Annotated in this window: 10 protein-coding genes; 7 read left to right on the top strand and 3 right to left on the bottom strand. The window is 50.0% G+C overall.

Translation table 11 applies throughout. The annotated features are described in order from the left end of the window. Positions 1-152: 152 nt before the first annotated feature. On the top strand, positions 153-617 hold the full coding sequence (locus CWC22_RS00815) for an EVE domain-containing protein (RefSeq protein WP_138537841.1): 465 nt from the start codon (positions 153-155) through the stop codon (positions 615-617). A gap of 26 nt (positions 618-643) precedes the next feature. Here the strand turns inward: CWC22_RS00815 and CWC22_RS00810 are convergent, their stop codons facing one another. After that, positions 644-838: a hypothetical protein gene (locus CWC22_RS00810; protein ID WP_010386157.1), complete on the bottom strand. Its 195-nt coding sequence runs from the start codon at positions 836-838 to the stop codon at positions 644-646. After that, positions 835-1,896: a potassium channel family protein gene (locus CWC22_RS00805; RefSeq protein WP_125563023.1), complete on the bottom strand. Its 1,062-nt coding sequence runs from the start codon at positions 1,894-1,896 to the stop codon at positions 835-837. The genes CWC22_RS00810 and CWC22_RS00805 overlap by 4 nt, the downstream gene beginning before the upstream one ends. Before the next feature lie 200 nt (positions 1,897-2,096). On the opposite strand from CWC22_RS00805, the gene CWC22_RS00800 reads away from it, so the two are divergent. The 5 genes from CWC22_RS00800 (at position 2,097) to CWC22_RS00780 (ending at position 9,363) form a co-directional block, all read left to right on the top strand. Beyond that, entirely contained in the window at positions 2,097-3,041 is a 945-nt protein-coding gene (locus CWC22_RS00800) for a chemotaxis protein CheV (protein ID WP_010386153.1), read from the top strand. Between the two features lie 147 nt (positions 3,042-3,188). Then, on the top strand, positions 3,189-5,354 hold the full coding sequence (gene uvrD, locus CWC22_RS00795) for a DNA helicase II (RefSeq protein WP_138537842.1): 2,166 nt from the start codon (positions 3,189-3,191) through the stop codon (positions 5,352-5,354). Continuing rightward, complete coding sequence (locus CWC22_RS00790) at positions 5,257-7,437, top strand: GNAT family N-acetyltransferase (protein WP_138537843.1); 2,181 nt, start codon at positions 5,257-5,259, stop codon at positions 7,435-7,437. The genes uvrD and CWC22_RS00790 overlap by 98 nt, the downstream gene beginning before the upstream one ends. Then, positions 7,382-8,473 carry an ABC transporter substrate-binding protein gene (locus CWC22_RS00785; protein ID WP_138537844.1) on the top strand — a complete coding sequence of 364 codons (1,092 nt, stop codon included), beginning with the start codon at positions 7,382-7,384 and terminating at the stop codon, positions 8,471-8,473. The genes CWC22_RS00790 and CWC22_RS00785 overlap by 56 nt, the downstream gene beginning before the upstream one ends. Before the next feature lie 41 nt (positions 8,474-8,514). Beyond that, positions 8,515-9,363: a chemotaxis protein CheW gene (locus CWC22_RS00780; protein WP_010386146.1), complete on the top strand. Its 849-nt coding sequence runs from the start codon at positions 8,515-8,517 to the stop codon at positions 9,361-9,363. 217 nt (positions 9,364-9,580) lie between these two features. On the opposite strand, the gene typA is transcribed toward CWC22_RS00780, so the two are convergent. Then, a complete protein-coding gene (gene typA, locus CWC22_RS00775) occupies positions 9,581-11,401 on the bottom strand; it encodes a translational GTPase TypA (RefSeq protein WP_049863695.1) in 1,821 nt (606 codons plus the stop codon). Positions 11,402-12,176: 775 nt separating this feature from the next. Here typA and glnA point away from each other — a divergent pair. Next, a complete protein-coding gene (gene glnA / locus CWC22_RS00770) occupies positions 12,177-13,583 on the top strand; it encodes a glutamate--ammonia ligase (RefSeq protein ID WP_010386144.1) in 1,407 nt (468 codons plus the stop codon). Positions 13,584-13,619 lie beyond the last annotated feature (36 nt).

Below are 13,619 nucleotides of genomic sequence, written 5' to 3'. Positions count from 1 at the left end.
CTTACACTGCATAGCTAATCCTGTAATTATACACTATTGTGCAAGTAAAGAGAGGCATAGCTCTTTAAATCAGGTGCTTAACCCAGGCACGTAGCAGGCCGGACAAGAGTGCGATACACTGTGTATCGGCTTTTTCTGACAAGGTAACTGACATGGCATACTGGTTATTTAAAACCGAACCCGACGCATTTTCCATCGACGATTTACATCAGGCACCACAGCAAAGTACGTTTTGGGAAGGAATCCGTAATTATCAGGCCCGTAACTTTCTGCGCGATGATGTACAAGTGGGCGATCAAGTCTTTATTTACCACTCAAGCTGCAAAACCCCCGCTGTAGTCGGCATCGCCACTATCACCAAAGGGGCAGAGACAGATCCCCATCAATTTGATCTGAGCAGTGACTATTATGATGCCAAGTCCAGTACAGACAACCCACGCTGGGTAGGCGTCACCTTATGCTACCAACAGCATTTGCCGCGACCAGTGACACTCAAAGCCATTAAAGCGGATGATGCCATCACAGAGCTGGCGCTAAAAAAGGCAGGTCGTCTCTCCATTATGCCTGTGACCGACGCTGAGTGGGCACACATCTGCCAGCTCGGTGGCACTGAGTAACAGTGCCGGACGAGGAAACAGATATATTAACGCTTTTTCTGCTTTCCTCCTTTGGGGATCATAGAAAAGTACAAGATCAGCGCCAGCCAGGAAAACAGCAAAGTGCCGATCAGCCAGCCATTTTTCTCATGACCCCGAGTGCGTTTGCTGCCAGCAACCAGTCCTATCGGCAGCAAATACAAGCACAAGGCCCCCATCAATAGCAACAATTGATCTGTCATACTCGCTCCCAGTTCACTTCACTGTGAAGTACGCGTTGTGGTGCAATATAATGCAACACATCGCCCCCCTGCAGTGCGTAATCCAACGGTGGGTTTAGATCCATATCACGACCACTGAGGTCACGTGCCACCCCCAGTAAAATCGCATTATGATGCGTTTTGAAATACATAAAGAGCTGACCAAACGTCAACGCTGTTAATGACTTCGGCAGCTGCAAACTAAATTGCGTGTCGCCATGCAGGGTGGAGAGCAGCTCTTCCTGAATACGACTTGATCCCGGGTCCTGCATCGAACGCACCAGAATCTCTGCTGACATCGCCGTCGAACACTCCACATTGCGACAATGCTGGCGTAATAACTGGGCCTTGGTTTCATCATTAAAATGAGCACTGATGTGCGCAGCCGTTTTCACCATCGGACTGAGTTTTAGCGCAGTCGTAAAGGTTTGATCATCGTCCTGACCATCAACAATGATTTTATCCGCATAGGCTAACCCAGTGCGCACCAACTGCTGATCATCGGTAAAGCTCAACAAACGCACAAAATCCACCTCGGAAAAACGCAGCAACGGGTGTTCCATTTCGTCACACACAGCCAACACAATACGCCGCTCAATGCGTTTATTATCGGCCAGAATATACTCAATCATGCGCTCAGTGCGTGTCGCATGCCAGCCAAAAATGATGATATGATCGCTCAGATGTGAATAGTCTTTGTCGCCCTTCATTGCTCTTTTTACCCAAATTGTAATTAGTTGCCCAACTTTGCCCAGCAAAATGCCAAACAACGCCAGACCCAACGGGATTTGAAATAAGGCCACAACCCAGCGTCCCAGGTCGGTCGTGGCACTAAAATCACCATAACCCACTGTCGATGTGGTTACGACGTAATAATAGATATAGGTGCTGACAGGCAATAATGCGTGCTCCTGTGCCAGCCAGAGCAATGCCCAGGTCACGCACATATGCAACACAGTCGCCAGTCCAATCAGTGGCCAACTGGCCTGATCAATGTGCGTCTGTAATACCAACAACAAACGCTTAAATAGCAAAGGCATTGTCATTCCTATATTGCAAGTCTCTGATTTACCATACTGAATAATCAGGATTATGCAACTGAGATAACCCTCTGTGTGGCACTTGCCGAACGCCATTGTTTGACTCAGCCTGATTGGGCTCAATTTGTGCGCACAGAAAGTATTAATTTATTTACTAATAAGTATATACTGAGGGAAGGTACATATATTAGGGTAGCTTTATGGCCGGAGTATTAGCATCCGTTGATCAACGCACACAACTGGTGGGAGAAAACCGCCTCGAGCTACTGTTGTTTCATTTGCACAGCCGACATCTGTTTGCACTCAATGTATTTAAAGTCAAAGAAGTCGTTAAGTTGCCGCATCTTAACAAAATGCCCAATGCCCATCCGAAAATAGCCGGTGTCACCACTATTCGGGGTGAGTCTATCCCAGTGATCGATTTACGCCAGGCGATCTGCATGCCGCATTGTGAATACGACAGTGACAGCAATCTGGTGATCACCGAATATAACCGAACCATTCAGGCATTTCTGGTGGGTAAAGTCGACCAGATAGTTAACACCACTTGGTCTGATATCATGCCGCCCCCGCGCTCAGTGGGTCGTAACCATTACCTCACCGCACTGACCAAGCTCAAGCGCGGCGACCAGGAGTTACTGGTAGAGATCATTGACGTCGAGAAGGTGCTGGCCGAGATCATTGCGTACGACGTGGTGATCCCCGAAAATATCCTCGACAAAACTATCATCAACGAGTTTCAGGGCCGCAAGATTTTGCATGTGGATGACTCTCCCACGGCACGTCGTCAGGTCTCCGATACGCTGGCTCAGCTGGGCATCGAAGTGCTACCCGCAACCGATGGCCACGAAGCCCTTAAGCTGCTCCAACACTGGGCAGATGAGGGCATAGACGTGAACAAAGAACTCATGGCAGTGATCACCGATGCTGAAATGCCTGTTATGGATGGCTACCGACTAACCTATGAAATACGTAACGATAGCCGCCTAAAAGACCTCTATATCGTGCTCAATACCTCGCTCAGTGGCAGCTTTAACAAAGCCATGGTAGAGAAGGTGGGGTGTGATGTTTTCTTATCTAAATTTCAGCCGGACCGACTGGTTGATGAAATGCAGCGTCGACTGAAAGACGTACTGAATCAATAACTGTATATAAAAACAGGTTAAGTAAAAATTAAACCTTATATTTTTCATGTGGTTAATTTTAACCATGTGCAAAATACCCGCACCAAACTGGGCTTTGTGCCCTGCCCTAGGTATACTTTGCGCTGAATAAAGACGATGGGCGCAAAGATGGACGTATCAGAATTACTTGATGGCTTAAACGACAAACAACGTGAGGCGGTTGCCGCACCGCTACAAAATATGCTGGTATTAGCGGGCGCAGGCTCGGGCAAAACCCGGGTGCTGGTGCATCGCATCGCCTGGCTCATGCAGGTTGAGCAGGCCTCCGCGTACAGCATTTTTGCCGTGACCTTTACCAACAAAGCCGCCAAAGAGATGCGTATCCGGGTCGAAGAGACCTTGCAGAACCCGGTCGGTGGCATGTGGATCGGCACATTCCATGGCCTAGCGCATCGTATTTTGCGCGCCCATCACCGCGAAGCCAGGCTGCCAGAATCGTTTCAGATCCTGGATTCCGACGACCAACTGAGAATGATCAAACGTCTGCTGAAGTCGATGAACATCGACGACAAAAAGTGGCCACCTAAGCAACTTAGTTGGTATATCAGCGCGCGCAAAGACGAAGGCCAGCGTCCAAAAGACATCACCGCTCATGACGTCAACGAGCAATTGATGTTGCAGGTGTATACTGCCTATCAGGATGCCTGTGATCGTGCCGGTCTGGTCGACTTTGCCGAAATTTTGCTGCGCTGCTACGAAGTACTGCAACAAAACCCGACGCTGCTGCGCCATTACCAGCAACGCTTCCGCCATATGCTGGTCGACGAATTTCAGGATACCAACAGCATTCAGTATTTATGGCTAAAACTACTCGCCGGCAGCGACAGCAACATCATGATAGTGGGCGATGACGACCAAAGCATTTACGGCTGGCGAGGCGCACGGATTGAGAACATCAAACGCTTCTTAACCGACTTCGACGCGCAAACCATCCGCCTTGAGCAAAACTACCGCTCCACCGGCACCATATTGAAAGCGTCTAACGCGCTGATCCAGAATAATGCTGAGCGTATGGGCAAAAGCCTCTGGACCGACGGCAATCAGGGCGAACCTATCTCTGTGTATGCCGCATTTAACGAGCTGGACGAAGCCCGTTTTATGGTTGGTAAAGTCAAATCCTGGCTTCAGGGTGGTAACGCGCTGAGCGACTGTGCCGTGCTTTACCGTAGTAACGCCCAATCTCGGGTGCTGGAAGAAGCCTTGCTACAGGAAGGCCTGAAGTATCGCATTTACGGCGGTATGCGCTTCTTCGAACGTCAGGAGATCAAAGACGCCCTGTCTTATTTGCGTTTGATCAGCAATCGCAATGACGACGCTGCGTTTGAACGGGTAATTAATACCCCGGCACGCGGTATCGGCGATAAAACCCTGAGCCATATTCGAGACTGTGCCCGGGCCGAGTCGCTCCCCCTGTGGTACGCGGCCAAAGCTGTGCTGGAGCAAGGCCACCTGGCTGGCCGCGCCGCCACCGCCATTCGTCGCTTCATTGAACTGGTTGAACAGCTGGACGACAAACTGATGGAGCTCGAACTGGCCGATCAAGCCAAAACCACCATAGAGCAATCAGGTCTTCTGGCCATGTATCAGGCTGAGAAAGGTGAAAAAGGCCGTGCCCGGGTAGAAAACCTCGAGGAATTGATCAACGCCTGTGGTCAGTTTGATTTACCCGTGGAAGAAGAGTTCACCTCGCCACTACAAGGTTTCTTAGCCTATACCTCACTGGAATCTGGCGAAGGTCAGGCCGATGAACACGAAGATGCCGTGCAAATGATGACACTGCACTCGGCCAAGGGCCTCGAGTTCCCGCTGGTTTTTATGGTGGGCGTAGAAGAAGGCATGTTCCCTTCGCAGCAAAGCCACGAAGAATCTGGCCGTCTCGAAGAGGAACGCCGCTTGTGTTATGTAGGCATGACCCGGGCCATGGAAAAACTTTACATCAGTCATGCGGAAAGCCGCCGCCTGTATGGTCAGGAAAAATACCACAGCCCGTCACGTTTTTTGCGTGAAATCCCCGAAGACTGCCTGGAAGAAATTCGCATCAAGACGCAAGTTTCACGCCCAGCGCCTAGTGGTCGTTTCAGCGGCTCGGTGAGCCATGCAGCATTTGAAGACAGCGGTTTCAGCCTCGGTCAGCGCGTATTACATGCTAAATTTGGTGCCGGCACGGTACTCAACTATGAAGGCAACGGCGCACAGTCACGAATTCAGGTCAATTTTGACGATGTTGGCAGCAAGTGGCTGGTCACTGCCTATGCCAGATTGCAAGCACTCTAAACTAACGAGCCTGCTCTCACAGCTTGAGCAGGCCCGACATCGCCAACTAATGCTGATCAGCGGCGAGCAAGACTGGAGCTACACTGAAGTACAGCGCCTGTTCCCTGCTATGCAAAATACGGCATTAGTGCTGAGCCAGCACTCAAGGCTGCCCGGAGCTTGCTGGCCTGAGCATTTGCATCAGGTACTGGGCCAGGAATACCCTTTTGTCATCTATGACCTGTTCAGCGGGCTAGTACCGAATACTCTCGCCGCCGCCGCAGGCACAGTACAAGCCGGTGGCTTGCTGATTGTGCTCTCCCCGGAGTTATCAAAGTGGCAAAGCTGGTGCGATCCGGCACTTGAGCGCTGGCTGTCCTATAACGAAACCGCGCAGTCCAGCCCCTACCTGCAACGTTGGCAAACACTGCTAAACAGAACTTCTGTATGGCAGATCAGTCAATCACAGGGTGACTTACTGCCACCACACTATGAAGCACCGCACGCCACTTTGGATTTCAGTGAGCAACACCGTGCCCTCACGCAGCTGACGACTCACTTACAGCAACCGACTCCCGGGCCCGTATTACTGAGTGCCGATCGTGGCCGTGGAAAGTCCTCGCTGCTTGGCAGACTGGCAGCTGGCTTGCCCGAGCTGAGTTTTGTGTTATGCGCGCAGCAACGCCGCGCCGTTCACAACAGCTTTGTCCATCTCGGTGCCGCGCTGGATAAATCGGTTACCGACAAACTTAATCAGCTTGCTAACCTGCGTTTTATGCCTCCTGATCAACTGCTTGCACAACGCCCTAGCTGTGATGTGCTGCTGGTTGACGAGGCCGCCGCAATCCCGGTACCGGTACTCATGGCATTACTTAAAGCCTACCCCAAAGTGGTGTTTTCCAGTACTCTGATTGGCTATGAAGGCAATGGCCGGGGCTATACGCTGCGCTTTGCCAGGCAGCTTACACACACCCACCCACAGCACCTGAGCTTATCCCTCAGTCAGCCGATCCGCTATGCCGAACGGGATCCGCTCGAAGCCCTGTTACGTCAGCTATTTGCATTGGATTGTGACTATCAACGTTCGTACACAGCAACAGCTCCCTTAGCATTCAGCGCTTGTTCGGGCGCACAGTTAGCAGAGGATGAGGATACTCTGTCTCAGGTGTTTGCCTTATTGGTCCTGGCACATTATCAAACATCTGTGAACGATCTGCGCCAGCTGCTCGACAGCCCGCATAACCGTTTATACCTTGCCCGGCAGCAAGGGACAGTGGTGGCGGTGTGTCTGCTAAAACTGGAAGGTGACTTTGATGCCGCACTCAGTGTGGATATTGCGGCAGCAACGCGGCGTCCTGCCGGGCATTTAATGGCACAGCAACTTGCGCAACTAACCGGTAATGCACAACTGGCACAAAAACGCGGGGCGCGGGTGGTACGGATCGCCGTGTCACCACACCAACAAGGACAACAGATTGGCAGCCAGTTATTGCGCTTTGCCGAGCAGCAACTGAGTGGCCAGGTTGACTATTTCGGCAGCAGTTTTGGCTGTAACACGCAATTACTCCGATTCTGGCAGCACCACCAGTACCGGCCCGTCAAACTGGGCTTTAAACAAGATAAAGCCAGCGGTGAGTTTGCTGTCCTGGTGATCAAACCCTGTACTGAGAACGTTGCGCTTGAGCCGCTACAACAGTGGTTTAAGCATCTGCTGTTCAATCAACTCAGTGAGTTATATCGTGACTTTTCCTGTGCTTTGGTTATCGAGCTATGTAAAACCCTGCCACAAAACGAGCCCGACCCTGTGCTGGTGCAACAGCTAAACTACTTTGCACACACCACAGCAGGAGAGCAACAAATCGCGGCCCTGATCAGCACACTGTGTCGCAATCATCCTGTGCTTTTGGACCGATTATCAGCCAGTTCCCAAGTCACAACGATTCGGCTATTATTACAACGTCACCCACCAAAAGTATTAGATGATGCTTTGGACCTGGCTACAAAAAAACAACGACAAGCCGCTTTGCGGTCAATAGTGACGGAAGTACATGCTGAAATTAATCTCAATCCTGAGTTGTTGCATCGCTCTGCTGAGCAGCCCTAAGCTTATCGCTGACGAGGTGCTCAAGCTTGGCATGTCGGTTGCCCTGAGCGGACCGGCCAAAGACATTGGCCAGCAACTCAAACAAGGCGCCCAGCTGTATTTTGAGTATGCCAATGGCCTGCCAGACAGGTCCCACCCCAAAGTGTCACTGATGGTACTGGATGATGGCTATGAGCCCGCCCGCACCGTCGTAAATACCCGTTACCTGATTGATCAGCATAAAGTCATGGCGCTCTTTGGCAACATGGGCACACCTACGGCACACGCTATTCAGGCAATCCTGACGCATCATCAGCTCCCTTTCCTGGTGCCCTTTACCGGAGCAGACTTTCTGCGCTTCAACACCCCCTACCCGGTGTTTAACTGGCGAGCCAGCTATCTGGATGAAGCCAATGAGCAGGTTCGCTACCTGGTGGATGAACAAGGACATAAAGCCATTGCCCTGTTGATCCAGGCCGACGAGTTTGGCCTGACGCTGGAAAAAAGCTTTCGTCAGGCACTGACCGCCAGGGGCCTCAAACCCAAAGTAACGGCCCGCTTTCGGCGCAACAGTGCCGATATCAACAAAGCCCTCAAGGTGATCATGCGCAATGAAGTCACAGCCGTGGCGATGATAGGCACTTATCAGCCCCTCTCGCTTTTTATTGATAAAGCGATGCACCGGGGGTTTAAAGGCACCTTTACCGGTGTCTCTTTCACTTCTTCCACCGCGCTGTTTGCCCAGCTGACCAGCAAACCAGCGCTGATGATCAGCGAAGTGGTACCCGACCCAAGCAAGTGCCAGGCGCAATTATGTGCGTTATTTCGCTCTTTGATTCACAAACAACACTTAGCAACCAGTCCGCAGATTTTTGAAGGGTTTCTCAACGCCGCCATTTTTATTTCAGCGCTCGACTACTGCCCCAGGCCGGTCACGCGCGCGTGCCTGGCCAACGCAATGCAGCAGGTATTGGAAAAAGACCCGGCGATACGCACGATTTTTGGCCTCTCTGACACTGAGAATAAACCCCGCGTGTATCGATCTTACTTTCAATAATGTCTATGCTTAGGACATCAAGTTAACGTACAGAGGCAGACATGGACTTAATCAATTTTCGGGTAGGAAAAAAAACCATTTCATTAAAAATATTGGATATCCTGCTGACCGAGCGCTACGAAGGAAACCTCACCTCTCTGCCCAATGATAATCCCAGCTTTATGGGCGTCAAAGACTACATGGGCACACCTACTCCCATCTTTGACTTAGGTTTAATCTTAAATAACCAGTCTTCCTACGACATTAACAAGTCTCTGGTCACTATGTTGCAGGAGCGAGAGCAAGATCAAAAAGCCTGGCTGGCAGAGCTGGAGCGCTGCATATACAACGATCAGCCTTTTACCCAGGCCAAGGACCCAAAGCAATCCGCTTTTGGTAAGTGGTACTACAGTTTTAAAACCGACAACGATGACCTACGCACGCTATTGGCGCGCTTTGAAGAGCCACATAATAAGCTCCATGCACTGGCTGACAAACTGCTCACCATCAATGCCAAGGGCGATAAAACCGAGGCTCTGAGATTACTGGAAAAAGAAAAATCCACCACCTTTATGAAGCTGATCCGGCTGTTTGAATCGGCTCGCGACCAAATCATTCTCGACCATAAGCCCATCATTGTCTTCACCACGCAAGATGGTCAGCGCCCACATATTGGTTTGTTGGTTGATCAGGTAGAAGACAATATTCACTGCGATGAATCAGACATCAAATCTCTGCACGAAATGACCAGTATGGGATTTGAAATTGACCCTCAAACGCGCAAGATGATGAAAGGGCTGATTAAACAAGGAGAGCATCACAGCCTGGTGCTGGACCCCAGCGCCATCTTCCGTCCGGATCACTTACAAGACTATGAACCGGAAGAAACAGAAGCCTATGGGTTATTCTGATCTTGCCAACTGCAGCAACAGAGATTAATCCGCACGGTGAATAAAGGGCAGATAAAACAAGAAATACACCTGAGCCTGGTGCTGCATCCCAGCGCTATTTTCTACTTAGGTCATTTGCAATGACGATGAACCGGAAGAAATAAAAGCCCTCTTACCGAGAGCAGCAACAAAAAAACGCCGCGAATGCGGCGTTTTCTAGTATTCGACAAGTAATTGCTTACTTGGCCTGACGGCTCGCGCGCTTACGCTCGCTCTCTGTCAGTAGCTTCTTACGAATACGGATGCTTTCTGGTGTTACTTCTACCAGCTCATCGTCATCGATGAATTCAAGTGCCTGCTCAAGCGTCATGATGATTGGCGGAACCAGGTTCTGCGCTTCATCAGTACCGGATGCACGTACGTTGGTTAGCTGCTTACCTTTCAGGGCATTAACAGTCAGGTCGTTATCACGTGCGTGAATACCGATGATCATCCCTTCGTACACTTCTACACCGTGACCAATGAACAACTTACCACGGTCTTGCAGGTTGAACAGGGCGTTAGTCAGCGCTTTACCAGCCGCGTTTGCAATCAGTACACCGTTCTTACGTTGACCGATGTTGCCACCTTTGTGTGGACCATAGTGATCAAACGTGTGGTACATCAGACCAGAACCTGAAGTCAGCGTCATGAAGTCAGTCTGGAAACCGATCAGGCCACGAGAAGGCATCACGAAGTCCATACGGATACGGCCTTTACCATCTGGTGCCATGTCCGTCATTTCTGCTTTACGCAGACCCAGTTGCTCCATAATTGAACCCTGGTGCTCTTCCTGAACGTCAACAGTTACAGTTTCATACGGTTCTTCCAGTTGGCCGTCTACTTCACGCAGGATTACCTCTGGACGAGATACTGCCAGCTCGTAACCTTCACGACGCATGTTTTCAATCAGGATACCTAAGTGCAATTCACCACGGCCAGATACGCGGAAGCTATCCGGGTTGTCTGTTTCTTCAACGCGTAATGCAACGTTGTGTACCAGTTCCGCCTGAAGACGCTCAAGAATGTTACGTGAAGTAACGAATTTACCTTCCTGACCCGAGAACGGTGACGTGTTTACAGAGAAGGTCATGGTTACTGTCGGCTCGTCAACAGATAGCGCAGGTAGCGCTTCTACTGCATTTACATCACACACAGTGTCAGAGATTTTCAGCTCACCCAGACCTGTGATAGCGATGATGTCACCCGCCTGTGCTTCTTGTGCTTCGTGGCGATCAAGACCCAAATAAGTCAGAACCTGACCGACTTTACCGTTACGTGTCGTGCCATCAGCACCAACGATGGTCACCTGCTGGTTGACTTTAACGGTACCACGCTTGATACGACCCACACCGATTACACCGATGTATGAGTTATAGTCCAGCTGAGAGATCTGCATCTGGAAGTCACCCTCTGGATCTGCATCCGGCTGGCCAACTTGCTCTACGATAGCTTCGAACATAGGCTGCATGTTGTCAGACGGTTCGTCCAGGTCTAATGTCGCCCAACCGTTAATCGCTGATGCGTAGATAACCTGGAAGTCCAGCTGCTCGTCAGTCGCGCCTAAGTTATCGAACAGGTCAAATACCTGATCCATAACCCAATCAGGACGTGCGCCTGGCTTGTCGATCTTGTTGATAACAACGATAGGTTTCAGACCCAGCGCGAATGCTTTTTGCGTTACGAAACGCGTTTGTGGCATTGGACCTTCTTGGGCATCAACCAGTAGCAATACTGAGTCAACCATTGAAAGTACACGTTCTACCTCACCACCAAAGTCGGCGTGTCCCGGGGTGTCTACGATATTGATGTGGTAGTCATTCCACTCGATGGCGGTGTTTTTCGCCAGGATGGTGATGCCACGCTCTTTTTCAATATCATTCGAGTCCATGACACGCTCTTCGTTGCCACCGCGTGTCTCTAATGTGCCAGATTGTTCCAGCAGCTTATCGACTAGGGTAGTTTTACCATGGTCAACGTGCGCGATGATCGCGATATTTCTTAACTTTTCAATGCTCATATTTTTACTCAGAGAAGTTGGCCCTCAGTGATCCTAGTCGAATCGCGCAAAAATGCGCACCTAAGATGCCGATCCACAATTAAAGGTCGCGTATTATCCCCTAATAATGTGACAGATGAAAGTTTATCCAGCGTTTTTTTCTGCTCAGTATGCCTAAACACGCAATTGTCTGCGCCCAATGAACCGACTCAGAAGAGAACAAACAGTAAGGACTGTCATTAAGGCAACAAGTTTGCACCAGAGCACCAGCCCCCTTATCCGGCCACAACTTTTAATCCTGACAGACAAGCGTGAAGTCAGTATGACGGCTCGCGTCATCCTGAAATAAGGTGACTATTGAGACGACAACGCCGCTCAGGCCAAGCTACTCTGAAACCTTGCTCACCGCCTTTGCTCATACTGGTCGCACTCTGACATATCACAGCAAGCTCCAGCACTATGCACTTACAAGATACGACTCATCGGGTCTGTGCACTTGCGTGCAGGCACCTTTATCCTGTCCATCTAGCTTGCCACCGCAACGAGAAATAAAATACGCTCTGACCCGCCGGATACGGTTTCAACTGTGCTAGATTAAAACCGTGCATAACGCACCCACATGGTGCATCAACAGTATTCTTAACGCACCAAATTAGTGCAAAACTGTTTTTTATTTGTTTGGATATAAACTAAACCCTTTATAAACATGTAGTTAAAAAATTGGCACGAATAACGCTTAGTAGTGCGCAAATGCAGAGCACTGCAACAAAATATAACCCTACGAGTCGGAGGACACATGTCACAATCGGTTTTAGATCTTATTAAAGAACATGACGTTAAATTCGTTGATTTACGTTTCACGGATACTAAAGGTAAAGAGCAACACGTTTCTATTCCTCATCACCAGGCCGATGAAGACTTCTTTGAAGATGGCAAAATGTTCGACGGCTCATCTATCGCAGGTTGGAAAGGCATCAACGAATCAGACATGGTACTGATGCCAGATGCAACGACTGCTAAGCTAGACCCTTTCTCAGAAGAGACCACTCTGATTGTACGTTGTGACGTGCTTGAGCCTTCAACTATGCAAGGGTACGAGCGTGACCCGCGTTCTGTTGCAAAACGTGCTGAAGACTACATGCGTTCTACCGGCATTGCTGACACAGTATTGTTCGGTCCTGAGCCTGAATTCTTCCTGTTTGACGACGTCAAGTTCAAAACAGATATGTCTGGCTCTATGTACAAGATTGATGCGCAAGAAGCGAGCTGGAACTCAGATAAAAGCTACGAAGAAGGCAACATGGGCCACCGTCCTGGCGTAAAAGGCGGTTACTTCCCGGTTGCACCCGTTGATTCATCAGGTGACTGGCGTAGTGCGACCTGTCTTGTTCTGGAAGAAATGGGCCAGGTTGTAGAAGCACACCACCATGAAGTAGCAACAGCAGGTCAGAACGAGATCGCAACGCGCTTCAATACAATGGTTATCAAGGCTGACGAAATTCAGGAAATGAAGTACGTTATCCACAACATGGCACACCTGTATGGCAAAACGGCAACCTTCATGCCTAAGCCTGTGGTTGGCGACAACGGTTCAGGTATGCACTGTCACCAGTCATTAGGTAAAGATGGTAAAAACATCTTTGCTGGCGACAAGTACGGCGGCCTGTCTGAAGACGCGCTTTACTACATCGGTGGTATCATCAAGCACGCTAAAGCCATCAACGCGTTTGCCAATGCTTCAACTAACTCTTACAAGCGTTTGGTACCTGGCTTTGAAGCACCTGTTATGCTGGCGTACTCTGCACGTAACCGTTCTGCGTCAATCCGTATTCCGGTTGTCCCTTCTGAAAAAGCACGTCGTATTGAAGTCCGCTTCCCGGATCCAACTGCCAACCCTTACCTGGCATTCTCTGCCATGCTGATGGCAGGCCTTGATGGTATCAAAAACAAGATCCACCCTGGCGATGCAATGGACAAAGACCTATACGACCTGCCAGCTGAAGAAGCTGCAGAGATCCCTACCGTTGCCTCTTCACTGCAAGAAGCACTGGACTCTCTGGACGCAGACCGTGAATTCCTAATCCAAGGTGGCGTATTCACTAACGACCTGATCGACGCGTACATCGCATTGAAATCTCAGGAAGTTGAAAAGCTGAACATGACAACTCACCCGGTTGAGTTCGAAATGTACTACAGCGTATAAGCTGGTTTTCAGTGTTCTGGTGTGTGTGAGCTGTTA

It is taken from the genome of Pseudoalteromonas rubra, assembly GCF_005886805.2.
Lineage (GTDB): Bacteria > Pseudomonadota > Gammaproteobacteria > Enterobacterales > Alteromonadaceae > Pseudoalteromonas > Pseudoalteromonas rubra_D.
Note: the sequence above shows the minus strand (reverse complement) of the source record. Positions and strands in the feature narration are given on the sequence as shown.